The sequence below is a fragment of the Comamonas sp. BIGb0152 genome, from assembly GCF_024809975.1.
Taxonomy (GTDB): Bacteria; Pseudomonadota; Gammaproteobacteria; order Burkholderiales; family Burkholderiaceae_C; genus Comamonas.
On sequence record NZ_JANUDY010000004.1, the window covers coordinates 113385 to 131793 of the forward strand.

Below are 18409 nucleotides of genomic sequence, written 5' to 3' on the forward strand. Positions count from 1 at the left end.
TGGGGCACAATAGCCCCGGGTGGCCGTCGAGCCACCTTGTTTTATCCACCTGCCCATGCCCGCTTTTTCGTACGAAGTTCTAGACGCCCAGGGCCAGACCCGCAAGGGCATGATCGAAGCCGACAGCGCCAAGGCGGCGCGCAGCCTGCTGCGTGCCCAGGCCATGGTGCCCTTGGCGGTCGAGCCGCTGGGCGACGTCGACGACAGCGGCGCCAGCATGGTGCGCAGCCGGCGCGCAGTCTTCAATGCCACCAGCCTGGCAGTATGGACGCGCCAGCTCGCCGGCCTCATCAGCTCGGGCCTGCCGCTGGAGCGTGCGCTGACGGCGCTGATGGAAGAGATCGACAGCGAGCCCCAGCGCCAGCTGGTGGCCAGCCTGCGCGCCGAGGTCAATGGCGGCTCCACCTTTGCCAAGTCGCTGGCCCTCTACCCCCGTGATTTTTCGCAGATCTACCGCGCGGTGATCGATGCGGGCGAGCACAGCGGCCACCTCGACCAGGTGCTGTCGCGGCTGGCCGATGATTTGGAAGAGCGCGACCAGCTCAAGAACAGCCTCATCGGTGCCTCGCTCTACCCGGCCATCGTCACCTGCTTTGCCTTTGTCGTGGTGATGGTGCTGATGAGCTATGTGGTGCCCCAGGTGGCCGAGGTGTTCTCGGGCACCAAGCATGCGCTGCCGCTGCTGACCCGCGTGATGCTGGGTTTCAGCGACCTGATCCGCCACTGGTGGTGGTTGGGTGCCGGCCTGGCCTTTGTGGGCACGGTGATGCTGCGCCTGTCGCTGCGCCAGCCGGCGTTTCGCCAGCGCTTTGATGCGGGCTGGCTGCAGCTGCCGGTTGTTGGCAAGCTCTCGCGCAACTACAACGCCGCCCGCTTTGCCTCCACCTTGGCCATGCTCAGCAATGCAGGCGTGCCCATCTTGAAGGCGCTGCAGGCCGCGGCCGAGACCGTCTCCAACCAGGCCATGCGCCAAGATGCCATCGATGCGCTGGACCAGGTGCGCGAGGGCGCCCCGCTCGCATCGGCCCTGGCGCAAAAAAAGCGCTTCCCCGCGCTGCTGTCGATGTTTGCCCGCCTGGGCGAGCAGACCGGCGAGCTGCCGCAGATGCTGCAGCGCGTGGCCAACCAGCTCGCCGGCGATGTGAAGCGCCGCGCGATGCGCCTGGCCACCATCCTGGAGCCGCTGCTGATCGTCGGCATGGGCATCGTCGTCGGCATCATCGTGATGGCCGTGCTGATGCCCATCATCCAGCTCAACCAGTTTGTGCGTTAAACAACCAGTCTGACCCCGCTTGGCCCGGCCAGGCTAGCGGGGCCAAGTTTCACTCCGCGTGGATCTTGTTGGCCTTGACCACATCGCCCCAGAGCTTGTACTGCGCGCGCGTCATCGCCTCCAGCTGCTGGGGCGTGCCGCCGCCAGGCTGGTCGCCGCGTTCCTGAAAGCTGCGGATAACAGCAGGCTCTTTGAGCACCGTGTTGATGGCGGCGTTGAGCTTTTGCACCACCTCCGGGCGGGTGCCGGGCGGGCCATACATGCCGATAAAGGAGATGATCTCGAAGTCCTTCAGCCCCACTTCGGCAGGGGTCGGCACATCGGGCAGCGACGCCACGCGGCTGCTGCTGGTCACCAGGATGGGGCGCACCTTGCCGGACTTGATATAGGGATCAAACACCGAAGTGGCATCAAACATGGCTTCGATGCGGCCGGCCATCAGGTCGATCACGGCAGGGCCGCTGCCCTTGTAGGGCACATGGTTCATCGCCGGGCTACCCAGGCGCTCGCGCATCAGCTCGGTGGTCACATGCACCAGCGATCCGGCACCGGGCGTGCCATAGTCCACGCCCTTGCCGGCCTTGGCGCGCTCCTTGACCAGGGCCGAGAACTGCGCAAAGTCCTTCACCGGCGACGAGGCGGGCACCACCAGCACCAGCGGCGACTGCAGCAAGATGCCCACGGGCACAAACTTGGTCGGGTCCACAATGCCCAGGGTCGGGAACACATGCGGGGTCACCGTCATCGAGCCATTGCCCACCAGCATGCGGTAGCCGTCTGGGGCCGAGCGCATGATGTCCGCCGAGCCCAGGTTGCCATTGACCCCGGCCTTGTTCTCGATCACCACGCCCTGGCCCAGGTTGGCCGCCAGGCTGTTGCTGAGCACACGGGCGGCAAAATCGGTCTGACCACCTGGGGGAAAGCCCACCATCAAGGTCACCGGCTTGGTCGGGTAGGCGGTTTGCGCCAGCGATGGCGCACTCGCGCCCAGCAGGCTGGCCCCCAGCGCCAGGCCCAGGGTCAGTTTGCGGCGCAGCATCGCGTGCTGTGTTGTCTTGGTCGTCATTGTTATGTCTCCTTGGTTTGAAATCAGAGTGCAGCAGGCGCTGCCATGTCTTCCTGCGCGGGCGAGAACTTGTCCACCGCTTCCCACAGGCCATTGATATAGACAGCGCCCAGCGCCCGGTCATAGAGGCCATAGCCGGGCTTGCCGGTTTCGCCCCAGATCATGCGGCCGTGGTCCGGGCGCACATAGCCTTCAAAGCCCACATCGTGGTAGGCCTTGACGATGGCCGCGATATCGAGCGAGCCACAGGTCGAGAGGTGAGCGGTTTCTTCGAAATCTCCCTCGGGCGATACCTTCACATTGCGGATATGCGCAAAGTGGATGCGGCCCCGGCCGCCAAACTCGCGCACCAGTGCCTCCACATTGTTCTGCGGGCCGGCACCCAGCGAGCCCGAGCACAGAGTCAGGCCATTGGCGGGGCTGTCGATCAGGTCGACGATGCGGGCCAGGTCATCACGGTTCTTGACGATGCGTGGCAGGCCAAAGATGGGGCGCGGCGGGTCATCGGGATGGATGGCCATCTTGATGCCGCATTCCTCGGCCACCGGGATGACGGCCTGCAGAAAATAGGCCAGGTTCTGCCACAGCTGCTCGGCATCCACCTGGCGGTAGGCCTGCAGCAGGTCTTGCAGCTCATCGCGGCGGTAGCTGCTGTCCCAGCCCGGCAGCGAGATGCCTTTTTCCGCATCGATGCTGTCGGCCATGCGGCTGTCAAAGGCCAGGCAGGTGGAGCCATCGGGCAGCTGCTTGGCCAGCTCGGTGCGGGTCCAGTCAAACACCGGCATGAAGTTGTAGCAGACCACCTGCACACCGGCGGCAGCCAGGTGGCGCAAGGTTTGCTGGTAGTTGGCAATCAGCTGGTCGCGGCTGTCACGGCCCAGTTTGATGTCCTCATGCACCGGCACCGACTCCACCAGCTCAAACGTCAGGCCAGCGTCCTCGATCTGCTGCTTGAGCGCCTCGATCTTGGCCAGCGGCCAGACGGCCCCCACCGGCTCGTCATAGATCGCCGAGACGATATGCGTGACCCCGGGGATCTGGCGGATATAGGCCAAGGACACCGGGTCCGCGCTGCCAAACCAACGAAACGACATCTTCATGTTCTTTGAACCTCTTGCTGCAATCAAAAATCTGGTTAGACCAATTCTACAAACTGGCCAGACCATTTTGATTGATGGTTTACCACTATGTCCGGTATTTGCGGTGGTTTGGCCAGTGCGCGGCTTACACTGCTGCTGGCCCTCCGGTTTTGGCGGATCGGCCTACCAACGGAATACGCGCAAGATGCCCAACAAGCTGGTCCCTACGGCTGACGACGACAGCCGCACCACCGGTGTCAGGTCCTACCAGGACCTCGCCAGAAAAATCCTTGAAGAGACTGCCACCGACAGCGCAGCCGCCGACCAGCGCCTGCCCTCGGAGCGCAGCCTGGCCGACATGTTTGGCGTCAGCCGCACTGCCGTGCGCGAAGCCATCATTGCGCTGGAGGTGCAAGGCCTTGTCGAGGTGCGCCTGGGCTCGGGCATCTACCTGCAGCCCCATAGTCCCAACGGCCCCAGCCGCCTGCCCGCCTTTGATCTGCCCACGGGCCCCGGCCCGCTGGAGACCCTGCGCGCCCGCGTGCTGGTGGAGGCCGAGATAGCCGCAGCCGCTGCCAGCGAGCGCCGCGATGCCGACCTGGACCGCATGCTCGACGCACTGGCCACCATGCGCCAGCAGCTCGGTGACAAGGACGCCTATGACGCCGCCGACCGGCGTTTTCACCTCGCCATTGCCGAGGCCACCGGCAACCGCGTGCTGCAGCACATGGTGCAAGCCATGTGGGACAACGCCCGCCAGGACCCGCGCTGGGACAAGATCGAACAGCATTTCCACTCCGAGCAGCTGCGCGAGGCCAGCCTCAAGGACCACCAGGCCATCTTTGCCGCGATTGCCGAGCGCCAGCCCGCGCAAGCCCGCCAGGCGATGCAGCAGCATTTGGGGCGCGTCATCTCGCAGTTCTCCCAGGCCTGGTATTAAGCAAGAACAGCGCTGCCACTGCGCTATATTGGCCCTCAGTTCAGCAACAAGGACGGCCATGGCTGCCACTCTCGAAAACAAGCTGGTGGTCGCGATCTCCTCGCGGGCGCTGTTCAACTTTGAAGAAGAAAACCGGGTTTTCGAGCAGGACAAGGACCAGGCCTATGCCCAGCTGCAGCTGCAGCGGCTGGAGACGCCCGCACCGCCCGGCGTGGCGTTCTCGCTGGTGCGCAAGCTGCTGGCCTTCAACAGCGGCACGGCGCAGAAGGTCGAGGTGGTGCTGCTGTCGCGCAATGACCCGGTCAGCGGCATGCGGGTGTTCCGCAGCTGCAAGGCCCATGGGCTCGATTCGATCCAGCGGGGCGTGTTCACCCAGGGGCGCGACCCCTTCCGCTACCTCAAGCCGCTGGGCGCCCATCTTTTCCTGTCTGCCAATGCCACCGATGTGCAGCAGGCGCTGCAGCTGGGCTTTCCGGCCGCGCGCGTGCTGACCGAATCGGCCCAGGCGCAGGACAGCAACCCCGACGAAGTGCGCATTGCCTTTGACGGCGATGCCGTGCTGTTCTCGGACGAGGCCGAGCGCGTCTTCCAGGCCCAGGGGCTGGACGCGTTCCAGCGCCATGAGATCGAGCATGCCGCCCGCCCCCTGCCCGATGGCCCCTTCAAGCCACTGCTGGCCGCGCTGCACCGGCTGCAGCAAGATACGCAAAGCCAGATGCGCATCCGCACCGCCCTGGTCACCGCCCGCAGTGCCCCGGCCCATGAGCGCGCCATCCGCACCCTGATGGACTGGAACATCGGCGTCGATGAAACCATGTTCCTGGGTGGCCTGGCCAAGGGCGAATTTCTGCGCGAGTTCGAGCCCGACTTCTTCTTTGACGACCAGACCGGTCACGCCACCAGCGCGGCGGCCCATGTGCCCGCCGGCCATGTGAGCAGCGGTATCTCCAACCTCTGATCGCCTCCGCCAAACCCAGACGCAAAAAAGCCGCTGGCTCCTGAAGGAGGCAGCGGCTTTGGCGTTCAGGCCTGGGTTTTCAGATGCTTAGAACTGCTTGATAAAGCCCAGAGAAACCGCACGCCCCTGCAGCGGCGCCGCGTTCTTGATGAACGAGGTGTGCACATAGGCCAGCTTATTGGTCAGGTTGTCCAGCTTCAGGTAGATCTGCCAAGGCGTGCCGTCGCTGGAGGTCTGGTGGTAGCTGACGCGCCAGTTCAGCATGCCGTAGCCGGGGGTCTCGCTTTCATAGTCGGCCACCTTGTTCTGGCGCTTGACCAGCTGCCACTGCGCCTCGCTGCGCCAGTTGGCCCATTTGCCAGCCACGCGCAAGCCCACACGGGCAGGGGCCAGGCGCGGGATCTTGCTGCCGTCTTCCAGCTTGGCATGCACCAGGTCACCGGTGGCGCCCACCGTCCAGTTCGCATCGATGCGGTGCTGGATCTGGCCTTCCAGACCGGTGAAGGTGGCAGTCTGCTGCGCATACTGCAGCAGCTGCAGGCCGTCGTGCTCATCGACGGTGCGACCGTAGATGTAGTTGTTCACCCGGTTGCGGTAGACATTGACCGAGAAGGTCGTGTCGCCCGCCGTGCGTGCCAGCCCAATGTCGATATTGCTGGAGCGCTCCTTGCGCAGATCGGGGTTGCCCAGCTCGTAGGTGGAGGTGGCCATGTGCAGGCCGCGCGCATACAGCTCTTCGGCCGTGGGCAGGCGGCTGGCCGAGGTGACATGGGCGCTCAAGCGGTAGCCCGGCATAAAGCGCCAGCTGCCGCCCAGCGACAGCGAATTGCCCTTGTGCTTGCGCACCAGGCCGTCGTCGTTGGCATACACGCTTTGCCAGTCGTGGCGCAGTGCGGCCTCGACGCCAAAGTCGCCAAAGCGGCGCTCTTCGAGCAGGTAGACGCCCTGGCTTTGCGTGCGGGTCGGCTGCACATAGGCTTCCTCACCGGTGGCGCTAAAGCGGCGCTGCGCAGCCTCAAAACCCAGCACACCGGTCCAACCGGCGATGGGCTCATGCAGCACATCCACACGCAGGTCATGCGCGCGGTTCTTGAAGCTGGTGGAAATCTCGCCGCCCTCGATCTCGTCGTGGTGGTAGCGCGTCACACCCCCGCGCAGGCGGATGGCTGAGACGCCGGCAAACGGCTTGCGCCATTCGGAGCGCAGGTCATAGCGCTCGCTGTGCATGTCCACCACCGGCACGCCCTCTTCCTCATGGTCGTGGTCATGGTCGTCGTCTCCATGGTCGTGGCCGTCATGGCCGCCGCAGTGCAGGTGCAGACCATGGGTGTGGCAGCCCTCAAAGCTGTGGTTGTGGCCGGGCAGGCCATAGCGCGCCTGGGTGCGGGTGTAGGCCAGGCCCACATAGCCGCTGTCACCGATCCAGGACAGGCCAATGCTGCCGCCGGCATTGCGCGCGCGGCTGCCTTCCACCTTGTTGCCCAGGCCCCAGCCGCTGCCCACGCGGTAGTCATCGGCATTGCGGGCCATGCCCTCTACATGCAAGGCAAAGGGGCCCGAGCCCGCCGTCAACGACAGCGCGGTCGCGGCATCGTTGGCGCCCGTGCCGGCACGCACCTCGACCTGGCCTTCATAGCCCTTCTCGGGCACCTTGGTGGGGATCTTGTTGTCCAGCACATTGACCACGCCGCCAATCGCACCGGCACCATAAATCAGTGCCGAGGGGCCGCGCAGCACCTCGATCTGGGTGGCCAGCATGGGCTCGCTCACCACCGCATGGTCGGGGCTGATGGTCGATGCGTCCTGGATCACCGCACCGTCGTTCAGCACCTTGACCCGCGCGCCATCCATGCCCCGGATCACCGGCCGGCTCGCACCTGCACCAAAGTGCGTGGCCTGGATGCCGGGCTCATTGGCCAGGGTCTCACCCAGGCTGGCGCCACGTTTTTGAACCAGTTCGTCGCCCTGCAGCACGGTCACGGGGGTGGTCATGTCGTCGACCGTGCGGTTGGTGCCGCTGGCCGATACCGTCACCTCGGGCAAGGTGGTGGCCGTGGCCGGGGCTGCACCCTCGGCGTTCTGGGCCATTGCCGCGCTGCTGAGCAGCAGGCCGGCCACAGCGGCGGCCACCGGGCGCAGGTTGCGGGCCTGCGGCTTGAAAATTGCGGTGCGCGCCAGCAGCGGCTGCGCCTGTTGTGCATGGAAACCCATGGTCTACCCCTCGAAAAGCCCATGCCTGTGTGGCATGTGCGCGCGCAGCCCATCACAACGGCTTGAACCCGCCGAGCGCCATGGCGCTCCTGCGGCTACGCGGAAAAAACAAGACAGACCGGCCTCACCCGCTTGCTGCGCGCTATCAAGAAAAAGCGCGCGCGGGCAGCCGTGTCACTGGAACAAGGAGGGGGTAGGAGAAGGAGGCCCGCGCGCAAAGAACAGCGCCGGGCTTTGCCGCAGCAAGATGGCCAGCACGGTCGCTGCCGTTTCTTGCACAGCGCGCAGCAGGGGTGCCTGCAAGGAATGGCTGAGCAGGCCTGCGCCCAGGGCCATGTGGGAGAAGCCCTGGCAGTCGGCTTCGGAATGCTTGCCAAACAGGTCATGCACGCCATGGCCGCTGCTGGCCACGGCATCGCCGCTGTCGCGCTCGGCGGCCGATGCCGTCGCGGTCACCGCAGCCGTCTGCAGCGTCCGGGCATACAGGTGGCTGATGTCATGGAGCTTGCCCAGCAGCGGCAGGCACAGCTGCGCCAGGCACAGCCAGCACAGCAACACCATCGCCCAGCCACGCAGCGGCCTCGGCGCAGGCGCCGAGACAGACAGGGGATGGAGAGCGCGCAGGGAAGACACAGGCCGGGCAGACAATCAAACCAGTGGCCCCCGCCGAGGATGGCCACTATTGCAAATGAATTGCATTATGCCTGTAAATACCAGGTAAAACCGCGCAGAGCGGACAAGGCCCATAAAAAGCCAAGGCCCGGAATACCGGGCCCTGTGCGGCGCTTGGCGGGACGGCTGGCTTACAAAAAACGTTCCAGCAGCTTGCGCGAGGCCTTGTCCAGCCGGTTGGTATCCGGCAGCCGGTAGTGCACGCCATCGGCCGAGGTGATCAGCAGGTTCTGCCGGCCATGGAGCTTGCGGATGTCTTCCTCGGCCTTCAAGGTCATGTCCACCGGGCCCCGGTCGGTCTCCAAGGTCCAGATGCTGGGCACCGAGAAGGTGGAGACGCTGACGATGCGCTCGATCAGCGGCTGGAACTCGCGCGCGGCCAGGTCTTCTTCCAGCAGCGCGCGGGCGGCCGGGTCTACCGCCTCCATATCGGCGATCCACAGCACTTCCTTGCCGTCTTCACCAATCAGCGAAATGCCCAGCAAGGGGGCCGACAGTGGAAAGGCGCGCACGGGATTGACCTGGTGCGCTGTGCCGTCCTTGAGGAACACCAGGCGGCCAAAGCTGTTGCGGCTGAGCGCCAGCGGAGAGGAAATGGTTGTCATGAAAAGTCTTTCCTGGGCTGCAGATCAGCGGTTGTCATCGGACGCATCCACATGCGCTTTGGGGATGGGCTGGATGTCATAGGTCACGCCTGCGGCGCGCGCAGTCACCACGCCAGCGGCTTCTGCATCCTCCTCGGCACGGCGCGCCTGCGCCATATACAACCGCCAGTAGGCGCCCTCCTGGGCCATCAGCGCGTCGTGCGATCCCACCTCGACAATCTCGCCCCGGTCCATCACCACCAGGCGGTCGGCCTTGCGCAAGGTTGACAGGCGGTGGGCAATCGCAATGGTGGTGCGGCCCTGCACCAGGTTGTCCAGCGCCCGCTGGATTTCCTTCTCGGTCTCGGTATCCACGGCCGAGGTGGCCTCGTCCAGGATCAGAATGCGCGGGTCGATCAGCAAGGCGCGCGCAATGGAGATACGCTGGCGCTCCCCGCCCGACAGGCCCTGGCCGCGCTCGCCCACCAGCGAGTCATAGCCGTAGGGCAGGCGCAAGATGAACTCATGCGCATGGGCGGCGCGCGCTGCGGCCACAATCTCTTCGCGCGTGGCATCGGGCTTGCCGTAGGCAATGTTCTCGGCGATGGTGCCGAAGAACAAAAACGGCTCCTGCAACACCAGGCCGATGTTGCGGCGGTAGTCAGACACGGCAATGCGGCGCACATCGACGCCATCGAGCTGGATCGAGCCATCGGTCACGTCGTAGAAGCGGCTGATCAGGTTGACCAGGGTGCTCTTGCCCGAGCCGCTGTGGCCCACCAGGCCAATCATCTCGCCGGGGCGGATCTGCAGGTTCAGGCCCTTGATGACGGTGCGGCTGCCGTAGCGGAAGCCAACGTTGTCCATCGTGATGGCACCCTGCACCTTGCCCAGCTTGACCGGGTTGACCGGGTCGGGCACGTTGCTGACATGGTCGAGGATGTCGAAAATGCGCTTGGCACCAGCGGCGGCCTTTTGCGTCACCGACACGATGCGGCTCATCGAATCCAGCCGGGTGTAGAAGCGGCCGATGTAGGCGATAAAGGCCGTCAGCACACCAACGGTGATCGAGCCACCCGCGACCAGGTAGATACCGAAGGCCCAGACGATCAGCAGGCCGATTTCCGTCAGCAGGGTGACCGTGGGCGTGAACAGCGACCAGGTCTTGTTGACCCGGTCATTGGCTTCCAGGTTGACCTGGTTGGCCGCGGCAAAGCGGTCGGCCTCGCGCTGCTCTTGCGCAAAGGCCTTGACGACACGGATCCCGGGGATGGTGTCGGCCAGCACATTGGTCACTTCGGACCAGACGCGGTCGATCTTCTCAAAGCCGGTGCGCAGCCGGTCGCGCACGGTGTGGATCATCCAGGCAATAAAGGGCAGCGGCACCAGGGTGACCAGGGCCAGCCAGGGGTTGATCGAGAACAGGATGGCCGAGGTCATCACGATCATCAGCACATCGGTTGCAAAATCCAGCGCGTTGAGCGACAGAAAGAGGTTGATGCGGTCGGTTTCGGCGCCGATACGGGCCATCAGGTCACCGGTGCGCTTGCTGCCATAAAAATCGAGCGACAGCTTGAGCAGGTGGTTGTAGGTGGTGGTGCGCAGGTTGGCGCCAATACGCTCGGACACCCGGGCCAGAACAAAGGTGCGCGCCCAGCCCAGCAACCAGGCCACCAGCGCCGACAGCAGCAGCGCGCCCAGGTAAAAGCGCACCAGGCCGGCATCGATCTTCTCACCGTTCTGGAACGGGATCAGGATCTTGTCCATCAGCGGAATCGTCAGGTACGGCGCCACCAGCTGGGCCGCCGTGGTGCCCAAGGTCAGCATAAAACCCAACAACAATTGCATCTTGTAGGGTTGGGCAAAGCGCCACAGGCGCAGCAGCACCCAGCTGGAGGTGGGGGCGTTTTGCTGGCGCGCGCAGGCCGGGCATTCCTCGCTATCGGGGGGCAAGACGCTGGCGCATACCGGGCACAGCGCGCGCTCGTCGGCCACCGCCTCGTAGGCTTGGTTGCGCAGCAAGCGCTCGCGCTGGCGCTCAAACTGCTGCACCAGGCCCAGCACCGCCGTCTGGTGTGCCAAGGTGATGCGCCACAACCCCAGGCGCTGCGTGCTGTCGTGCAGCTCCAGGCTGCCAATGCCGCCATGGTCAAAAAAACGCAGGGCCAAGTCAGAAGATAGTGCCCACTCACTCCATTGCTGGCTGCCTGGATCAAAGGCCAGCAGGCGCTCGGACGTCAAGACCACCTGGCCGCTGCCAAAACGCAAATCCGCCGTCAGGTCAACCGGAGTGACGGCAAGCACGTTTTCCAAAGTATGGAGCTTGGCTCGCAAGGGGGTTCCGAGCGGGCCCGCAAAGAATGCTGACGCGTCCGCGGAATGTTGATGTTGCATATGGCGTGTTTTTCTCTCCGCACTCGGCGGTGGCTGTTGTCCGGTGAACAACCGCATATTATTGTGGCGAATAACTTGTGACGAATAACAGCACAGGCTGATCCATCCTCATCTGTCTTTAACGTCTGACACGTCCAATTGGCTGACAGAGGTTAATCTGCCTTATTTGGGCGCACAATGCTTTCCCATCTACGGCGATTCCCGTTGGAATTGTTACTTATGTTTATCCGTTGATCGATATGGCGAAATTCAATACCATCCAACTCTTGCGCACCACGTTTTTGCGCGGCCCCAGCGTCTGGACCTACCGCCCCGTACTGGAGGTCTGGCTGGACCTCGGAGAGCTGGAGGACTATCCCTCGAACAAGATCCCCGGACTGAACGAGCGCCTCACCACCTGGCTGCCCGATCTGATCGAGCACACCTGCGGCGTCGGTGAGCGCGGCGGCTTTATCCAGCGCCTCGAAGGCGGTACCTGGATGGGCCATGTGATGGAGCACGTGGTCATCGAGCTGCTGAACCTGGCCGGCATGCCCGCCGAGTTCGGCCAAACGCGCGAGATCTCCAAGCGCGGCGTCTACCGCATGGTGTTCCGCTGCCCCGAAGAGGCCGTGGCCCGCGTCGCGCTGGAGCATGGCCACCAGCTGCTGATGGCCGCCATCAACGACGAGCCCTACGACATCAAGCCGGCGGTCCATGCGATCAAGACGGCGATCAATGACCGCTACCTCGGCCCCTCGACCGGCTGCATCGTCGATGCCGCCAGCGAGCGCCGCATTCCCCATATCCGCCTCAATGACGGCAACCTGGTGCAACTGGGCTATGGCGCGGCACAGCGCCGCATCTGGACGGCCGAGTCCGACCAGACCAGCGCGATTGCCGAAGGCATTGCCCAGGACAAGGACTTCACCAAGCGCCTGCTGACCGCCTGCGGCGTGCCCGTGCCCGAAGGCCAGATCGTGGCCACACCCGAAGAAGCCTGGGCAGTGGCCCAAGAGATCGGCTTTCCCGTCACCGTCAAGCCCTCGGACGGCAACCACGCCCGGGGCGTGACCCTGGAGCTGTCGCAAGAGGCCGATATCAAAACCGCCTTCGCCCTGGCCCAGCCCGAAGGCTCGGATGTGATCGTCGAGAAGTTCATCGACGGCGTCGAGCACCGCCTGCTGGTGGTGGGCGACAAGGTCGTCGCTGCCACCAAGGGCGAAACCGTCAGCGTCTACGGCAATGGCAAGTCCAGCCTGCGCGAGCTGGTCGCCGTGCTTAACGAAGACCCACGCCGTGGCCCCGAGCAGGAATACCCGCTCGACTGGATCAAGCTCGACGCAGGCGCTGTCAAGCTCGAACTCAACCGCCAGCATGTCACCCCCGATTCGGTCATTCCCCAAGGCCAGGGCGTGCTGCTGCAGCGCAATGGCAACATGGCCATCGACTGCCTTGATGACGTGCACCCGGACGTGGCCTACTACGCGGTTCTGGCAGCCAAGATCGTCGGCCTGGACATTGCTGGCATGGACATGATCTTGAAGGATGTGTCCCAGCCCATGCAGGGCCAGGGCGCGATCCTCGAAGTCAATGCCGGCCCTGGCCTCTTGATGCACCTCAAGCCCACCAGCGGCGCGCCGCGCCCGGTCGGCATGGCCATTGCAGACCACCTCTTCCCCCGCGAAGACGGCGCAGGCGCAGGCCGTATCCCCGTGGTGGGCATTGTCGGCACGCAGAACAATGCCTTTATCGCTCGCCTGGTCGGCTGGCTGCTGCAGCTGTCGGGCAAGCTCACCGGCGTGGCCAGCGACGAGGGCATGTTCCTGTCCAACCGCCAAACGCAAAAGACCAATACCGCCAACTGGGCCGGCGCCCACCGCCTGCTCACCAACCGCCTGGCGCAGGCAGCGGTGATCCAGACCACGTCCCGCTCCATCCTGGAAGAAGGCCTGGCCTATGACCGCTGCCTGGTCGGCGTGGTCACCGACATGGAGGGCTTCGAAACCCTGGGCGACCACGATGTGCTCGAAGCCGGCCAGATGCGCCGCGTGATGCGCACCCAGATCGATGTGGTGCTGAGCGATGGCGCTGGCGTGCTCAATGCGGATCTGCCAGAAGTGGCCGACTTGGCCGAGCTTTGCGACGGCGAAGTCGTGCTGTACACGACCCAGGCGGAGAACGAAGCCGTGGCCGCCCACCGCGCCAACACCGAAGCCCAGCACGAAGGCGGCCGTGCCGTCCTCATCAAGGGCGCCAACGTGGTGCTGGCTACCGGCGCGCAAGAGCGCGTGCTGGGCACCCTCGATGCACTGAGCCTGCCCGGCGGCAAAAAGCCGGACCCCTCGGCGCTGCTGGCCGCCATCGCCACGGCCTGGGCGCTGGATATCACCCCCGATCTGATCGGTGCCGGTATCAAGACCTTCGAGTACAACGCCTGATACGCCGGACACGGCGCTCCACGACGACAAGCATGCACGGCCCGCTGTTTTTCAGCGGGCCCTCCATCTGAAAGAAACACTATGCAGCTCTCCCGCACCCGTGCCTTGCGTGGCCCCAACCTCTGGACCCGCAGCACCGCCATCGAGACCATCGTGCGCTGTGAAGACAGCGAACAGCGCTACAGCACCATCCCCGGTTTTGAAGAAAAACTGCGCGCGCGCTTCCCCAATATCGCCCCCCTGCAACCCCATGGCGCCGACCAGGCGCTGTCGCTGGCCCATGTGCTCGAAGTCGCAACGTTGTCGCTGCAAGCGCAGGCCGGCTGCCCGGTCACCTTCAGCCGCACCCATGTGACGACCGAGCCCGGCACCTACCAGGTGGTGGTCGAGTACACCGAAGAAGCGGTGGGCAAGCTGGCCATGGAAAAGGCCGAAGCGCTGATCCATGCCACCCTGAACGACAGCCCTTTTGATGCCGACGCCGCCATTGCCGCGCTGCGCGAGCTCGATGAAGACGAGCGCATCGGCCCCTCGACCGGCGCCATTGTCGATGCCGCCGTCGCCCGGGGCATCCCCTTCCGCCGCCTGACCAGCGGCTCGCTGGTGCAGCTGGGCTGGGGCTCCAAGGCCCGCCGCTTCCAGGCAGCAGAAATCGACTCCACCAGCGCCGTGGCCGAATCCATTGCACAAGACAAAGACCTGACCAAGCGCCTGCTGCATGCCGCCGGCGTGCCCGTGCCCATGGGCCGCCCTGTCGCCGATGTGAACGAAGCCTGGGAAGTCGCTTTGGAAGTGGGCCTGCCCGTCGTGGTCAAGCCCCAGGACGGCAACCAGGGCAAGGGCGTGGTGGTCAACATCACCACCCGCGAAGGCCTGGAGGCCGCCTACAAAACCGCCAGCGAATTTGGTGACGAAATCATGGTCGAGCGCTTTCTGCCCGGCCATGACTTCCGCCTGCTGGTGGTGGGCGGCCAGCTGGTGGCAGCGGCCCGCCGCGAGCCGCCCCAGGTACTGGGTGACGGCCAGCACACCATCCGCGAGCTGGTGAACCTGGTCAACCAGGATCCGCGCCGGGGCACCGGCCACGGCACGGCACTCACCAAGATCCGCCTGGACGATATCGCCATCTCCCGCATTGCCAGCGAAGGCATGACCCCCGACAGCGTGCCTGGCCAGGGCCAGCGCGTGGTGCTGCGCAACAATGCCAACCTGTCTACTGGCGGCAGCGCCACCGATGTGACCGACGACGTGCATCCCGAAATCGCCGCCCGCGCGATTGAAGCGGCCCAAACCATTGGCCTGCACATCTGCGGCGTGGACGTGGTCTGCGAGACCATGCTCAAGCCCCTGGAAGAGCAAAGCGGCGGCATTGTCGAAGTCAACGCCGCGCCCGGCCTGCGCATGCACCTGGCGCCCTCGTTTGGCAAGCCCCGCCATGTGGGCATCCCCATGGTCGACGAGATGTTCAGCGCCGGCAACGACGGCCGCATCCCGGTCGTCGCCGTGACCGGCACCAACGGCAAGACCACCACCACGCGCGTCATCACCCATTTGTTCACCTCGCACGGCTGGCGCACGGCGATGACCAACACCGATGGCGTCTACGTCAACGGTCGCCAGATCGACAGCGGCGACTGCTCGGGCCCGCGCAGCGCGCGCAACGCCCTGGCCCACCCGGAGACCGATGCAGCCGTGCTCGAATGCGCGCGCGGCGGCATTCTGCGCGAAGGCCTGGGTTTTGACCGCTGCCAGGTGGCCGTGGTCACCAACGTCGGCGAAGGCGACCACCTGGGGCTGAACTTCATCACCACCAAGGAAGATGTGGGCGTCTTGAAGCGCGTGATCGTACAGAACGTCGCCCCCACCGGCTACGCCGTGCTCAACGCCGCCGACCCGCTGGTCGCCGCGATGGCCCATGTCTGCCCCGGCAAGGTGATCTTCTTCGCCGCTGACCGCCACCACCCCGTGATGGCCACGCACCGCGCCCAAGGCAGCCGTGTGGTTTATGTCGATGGCGACAGCATCGTGGCCGCCGAAGGCTCCTGGCGCGAGTCCATCGCGCTGCGCGAGATCCCCATCACCCGCAATGGCGCGATCACCTTCCAGGTGGAGAACGTCATGGCCTCCATCGGCGCCGCCTGGGCCTCGGGCCTGCCTTGGCAGACCATTCGCCGTGGCCTGGCGGGCTTTGTCAACGACAGCGACAACGCACCGGGCCGCTTCAACGTGATGGACTACCGGGGAGCGACGATCATTGCCGACTACGGCCACAACCCGGACGCCATCCGCGCGCTGATCCAGGCCGTGGAAGCCATGCCCGCCAACAAGCGCAGCGTGGTCATCAGCGGCGCCGGTGACCGCCGCGACGAAGACATCCGCGTGCAGACCGAGATGCTGGGCGAGGCCTTTGACGACGTGATCCTCTACCAGGATGCCGCCCAGCGCGGCCGCGCCGACGGCGAAGTCATCGCGCTGCTGCGCCAAGGCCTGCAAGGCGCCAGCCGCACCAGCTATGTGACGGAGATTCACGGCGAATTCATCGCCATCGACCACGCGCTGGAGCGCCTGCAACCGGGCGACCTCTGCCTGGTGCTGGTGGACCAGGTCGAAGAGGCGCTGGAGCACCTGCAGCGCCACGTGGCCGAAGCCGCCGCCGCCCAGGCCTGATCCCCGCCCCTTGATGCACCGGCCACCGCGCCGGTGCAGCCCTCTCTCCTTTTTCGGACGCCCTCCATGCCCTTCACCTCTTATTGGCGCCGCGCCCTCGTCGCCGCAGGTTGCCTGGCCGCCACGGCCGCCTGGGCCCAGCCGGACACCATCGGCTCGGTGGACACGGTGTTCAAGTTCATCGGCCCCGACCACAAGATCGTCGTCGAGGCCTATGACGACCCGCTGGTCAAGGGGGTGACCTGCTATGTGTCGCGGGCCCGCACGGGCGGCGTCAAGGGCGCGCTGGGCCTGGCCGAGGACCGTTCGGAGGCCTCGATTGCCTGTGTGCAGGCGGGGCCGATCAGCATCGACAAGCCTTTGAAGCAGCAAGAGGAGGTGTTCAGCGAGCGCACTTCGTTGCTGTTCAAGCGTTTGCGGGTGGTGCGGATGGTGGATGCGGCGCGCAATACTTTGGTCTATATGACTTATTCGGACAAGGTGATTGAGGGCTCGCCGCAGAACAGTGTGACGGCGGTGGCGGTGCCTGCTTCTACGGTTATTCCGGTCAAGTGACCTCTCTTCCTTTGCGCTGATCGCCGCTACGGCTGCGCTTCTTAAATTGCGCTGTTTTCTACTGGCGTAGAGCTGCTGGCCGGGTCTCGCCCCGGCGGGCGAGGTACTTTTCTTGGCGACCAAGAAAAGTACCCAAAAGAAGGTCGCCCTGCTGCTTGCGACCCTTCGCTTTGCGAAGGGCAACCTGTGTCGTGGCGTTTGCGGGGTGTGCCGCGAAACTCACTACGCGCCAGGGCGCTCCGTTCGGACAGACGCGGCAAGCTAGTTGACGATGCACTGGCACTCTGCGGTGCCAGTGCCACCCCACAAACACCACGCCCCAGGCGCATGCAAAAGGGGAATGCGAACACCCCAACAGCCCAATACCAGTAGGCCATCGCTACGCTCGGCCCCCCAAACAGGCCGAGCGTAGCGATGGCCTGTGTCTGCGCACCTCCCCTTCTGAATGCGCCGAGGAGCACAGGGTATGGGCTGGGCAGTTGCACCGCAGAGTGCAACTGCTTCGTGAACTGATTCACCGCGTCTGTTTGAACGGAGCGCCTCTGGCGCGTAGTGAGTTTCGCGGTGCAGCCCATACCCGCGCACCACAGGTTGCCCGCAGCGAAGCGAAGGGACGCAGTCAGCAGGGGCGGCCTTCTTTTGGGTACTTTTCTTGGCCGCGCAAGAAAAGTACCTCGCCCGCCGGGGCGAAACCCGGCCAGCAGCCCTACGCCAGTAGCAAACAGAACGCATTAAAAAGCGCTGCAACAACTAAACAACAAACAAATCAAGCCTGCCGCCCCAAAGGCTCCACCAACCCTTGCCACAACAAACTGGCATCCGCCAACCCAGCCACCCGACCAATCACCATCATGCAAGGACTCCCCAACCCACTTCCCTGCAAACAGGCAACCAAACAAGACAAAGACGTCAACACCGACCGCTGAGTAGACAAACTGGCGTTCTGCACCAAAGCCACCGGCGTATCCGGCGCCAAGCCACCGGCCAATAAACCAGCCTCCATCAAAGGCGCCGCAGCCACCCCCATATAGACCACCAAGCTGAGAGACATCGCCTCCGCCGTAGCCCCCAGCTGCCGCCAATCCAAAGGCGCCCCACCCGGCTTGGCATGGCCAGTCACAAAGACCACGCCGTGGGCGTAATCGCGGTGGGTCAGCGGCACGCCCAGGCTGGTGGCGGCGGCCAGGCCCGAGGTGATGCCGTTGATCACCTCCACCTGCACGCCCTGGGCCTGCAGGTGCGCGACTTCCTCGCCGCCCCGGCCAAAGATAAAGGGGTCGCCCCCTTTGAGGCGCACCACCGTCTCGCCTTGGCGGGCGGCCATCACCATCAGCTTTTCGATAAAGGCCTGCGAGGTGCTGGCCCGGCCGCCGCGCTTGCCCACATAGATGGTGCGGGTGGCAGCAGGCGCCAGCGCCACGATGTCGGCGGAGACCAGGTCGTCCACCAGCAGCAGAGTCGCCGCCTGGATCGCGCGCCAGGCGCGCAGGGTCAGCAGCTCGGGGTCGCCCGGGCCGGCCCCTACCAAGTAGCAGCGGCCGGCAGCGAAGGGGGTGGTGGCAATGGCATGCATGGCAAGACCTTTCAAAA

Annotated in this window: 13 protein-coding genes; 6 read left to right on the forward strand and 7 right to left on the reverse strand. The window is 64.9% G+C overall.

What is annotated here, in order from left to right; all coding sequences use genetic code 11:
- The first annotated feature begins 55 nt into the window (after positions 1 to 55).
- Positions 56 to 1273, forward strand: a complete 1218-nt coding sequence (gene gspF / locus M2375_RS09605) for a type II secretion system inner membrane protein GspF (protein ID WP_259165518.1) — start codon at positions 56 to 58, stop codon at positions 1271 to 1273.
- Positions 1274 to 1322: 49 nt separating this feature from the next.
- On the opposite strand, the gene M2375_RS09610 is transcribed toward gspF, so the two are convergent.
- Together M2375_RS09610 and uxuA are read right to left on the reverse strand one after the other, a co-directional pair.
- Positions 1323 to 2339, reverse strand: a complete 1017-nt coding sequence (locus M2375_RS09610; protein ID WP_259165519.1) for a tripartite tricarboxylate transporter substrate binding protein — start codon at positions 2337 to 2339, stop codon at positions 1323 to 1325.
- A 23-nt stretch (positions 2340 to 2362) separates the two neighbouring features.
- Positions 2363 to 3439: a mannonate dehydratase gene (uxuA, locus tag M2375_RS09615; protein ID WP_259165521.1), complete on the reverse strand. Its 1077-nt coding sequence runs from the start codon at positions 3437 to 3439 to the stop codon at positions 2363 to 2365.
- A 184-nt stretch (positions 3440 to 3623) separates the two neighbouring features.
- Between uxuA and M2375_RS09620 the strand changes: the two genes are divergently transcribed.
- Together M2375_RS09620 and M2375_RS09625 are read left to right on the forward strand one after the other, a co-directional pair.
- Entirely contained in the window at positions 3624 to 4358 is a 735-nt protein-coding gene (locus M2375_RS09620; protein WP_259165523.1) for a FadR/GntR family transcriptional regulator, read from the forward strand.
- A 58-nt stretch (positions 4359 to 4416) separates the two neighbouring features.
- Complete coding sequence (locus tag M2375_RS09625) at positions 4417 to 5316, forward strand: 5'-nucleotidase (protein WP_259165524.1); 900 nt, start codon at positions 4417 to 4419, stop codon at positions 5314 to 5316.
- An 87-nt stretch (positions 5317 to 5403) separates the two neighbouring features.
- Here the strand turns inward: M2375_RS09625 and M2375_RS09630 are convergent, their stop codons facing one another.
- From M2375_RS09630 to M2375_RS09645, 4 genes are all read right to left on the reverse strand, one after another.
- Positions 5404 to 7527, reverse strand: a complete 2124-nt coding sequence (locus M2375_RS09630; RefSeq protein ID WP_404979300.1) for a TonB-dependent receptor domain-containing protein — start codon at positions 7525 to 7527, stop codon at positions 5404 to 5406.
- A gap of 174 nt (positions 7528 to 7701) precedes the next feature.
- A complete protein-coding gene (locus M2375_RS09635; RefSeq protein ID WP_259165526.1) occupies positions 7702 to 8088 on the reverse strand; it encodes a hypothetical protein in 387 nt (128 codons plus the stop codon).
- 242 nt (positions 8089 to 8330) lie between these two features.
- Entirely contained in the window at positions 8331 to 8804 is a 474-nt protein-coding gene (locus M2375_RS09640) for a DUF1854 domain-containing protein (protein WP_259165527.1), read from the reverse strand.
- Positions 8805 to 8828: 24 nt separating this feature from the next.
- A complete protein-coding gene (locus tag M2375_RS09645) occupies positions 8829 to 11177 on the reverse strand; it encodes an ABC transporter ATP-binding protein (RefSeq protein WP_259165528.1) in 2349 nt (782 codons plus the stop codon).
- A 239-nt stretch (positions 11178 to 11416) separates the two neighbouring features.
- Between M2375_RS09645 and cphA (M2375_RS09650) the strand changes: the two genes are divergently transcribed.
- The 3 genes from cphA (M2375_RS09650) to M2375_RS09660 all read left to right on the forward strand — a co-directional run bounded on the left by cphA (M2375_RS09650) (position 11417) and on the right by M2375_RS09660 (position 16819).
- Positions 11417 to 13597 (forward strand): cyanophycin synthetase, encoded by a 2181-nt coding sequence (cphA, locus tag M2375_RS09650; RefSeq protein ID WP_259165529.1) that lies wholly within the window; start codon positions 11417 to 11419, stop codon positions 13595 to 13597.
- 81 nt (positions 13598 to 13678) lie between these two features.
- Positions 13679 to 16264 (forward strand): cyanophycin synthetase, encoded by a 2586-nt coding sequence (gene cphA / locus M2375_RS09655; RefSeq protein WP_259165530.1) that lies wholly within the window; start codon positions 13679 to 13681, stop codon positions 16262 to 16264.
- Between the two features lie 66 nt (positions 16265 to 16330).
- The gene (locus M2375_RS09660) at positions 16331 to 16819 is read left to right on the forward strand and encodes a CreA family protein (protein ID WP_259165531.1); all 489 of its coding nucleotides are present in this window, start codon (positions 16331 to 16333) and stop codon (positions 16817 to 16819) included.
- Positions 16820 to 17585: 766 nt separating this feature from the next.
- On the opposite strand, the gene cobA is transcribed toward M2375_RS09660, so the two are convergent.
- Positions 17586 to 18392, reverse strand: coding sequence for a uroporphyrinogen-III C-methyltransferase (cobA, locus tag M2375_RS09665; RefSeq protein ID WP_259165533.1), 807 nt, complete (start codon positions 18390 to 18392; stop codon positions 17586 to 17588).
- Positions 18393 to 18409: the final 17 nt, after the last annotated feature.

What these genes read in the sequence shown, in the direction of transcription:
- M2375_RS09620 (WP_259165523.1), top strand. Translation starts at nt 3,624, where the DNA reads ATGCCCAACAAGCTGGTCCCTACGGCTGACGACGACAGCCGCACCACC.
- uxuA (WP_259165521.1), bottom strand. Translation starts at nt 3,439, where the DNA reads ATGAAGATGTCGTTTCGTTGGTTTGGCAGCGCGGACCCGGTGTCCTTG.
- M2375_RS09635 (WP_259165526.1), bottom strand. Translation starts at nt 8,088, where the DNA reads ATGGTGTTGCTGTGCTGGCTGTGCCTGGCGCAGCTGTGCCTGCCGCTG.
- M2375_RS09630 (WP_404979300.1), bottom strand. Translation starts at nt 7,527, where the DNA reads ATGGGTTTCCATGCACAACAGGCGCAGCCGCTGCTGGCGCGCACCGCA.
- M2375_RS09610 (WP_259165519.1), bottom strand. Translation starts at nt 2,339, where the DNA reads ATGACGACCAAGACAACACAGCACGCGATGCTGCGCCGCAAACTGACC.
- gspF (WP_259165518.1), top strand. Translation starts at nt 56, where the DNA reads ATGCCCGCTTTTTCGTACGAAGTTCTAGACGCCCAGGGCCAGACCCGC.
- M2375_RS09640 (WP_259165527.1), bottom strand. Translation starts at nt 8,804, where the DNA reads ATGACAACCATTTCCTCTCCGCTGGCGCTCAGCCGCAACAGCTTTGGC.
- M2375_RS09660 (WP_259165531.1), top strand. Translation starts at nt 16,331, where the DNA reads ATGCCCTTCACCTCTTATTGGCGCCGCGCCCTCGTCGCCGCAGGTTGC.
- cobA (WP_259165533.1), bottom strand. Translation starts at nt 18,392, where the DNA reads ATGCATGCCATTGCCACCACCCCCTTCGCTGCCGGCCGCTGCTACTTG.
- cphA (WP_259165530.1), top strand. Translation starts at nt 13,679, where the DNA reads ATGCAGCTCTCCCGCACCCGTGCCTTGCGTGGCCCCAACCTCTGGACC.
- M2375_RS09625 (WP_259165524.1), top strand. Translation starts at nt 4,417, where the DNA reads ATGGCTGCCACTCTCGAAAACAAGCTGGTGGTCGCGATCTCCTCGCGG.
- cphA (WP_259165529.1), top strand. Translation starts at nt 11,417, where the DNA reads ATGGCGAAATTCAATACCATCCAACTCTTGCGCACCACGTTTTTGCGC.
- M2375_RS09645 (WP_259165528.1), bottom strand. Translation starts at nt 11,177, where the DNA reads ATGCAACATCAACATTCCGCGGACGCGTCAGCATTCTTTGCGGGCCCG.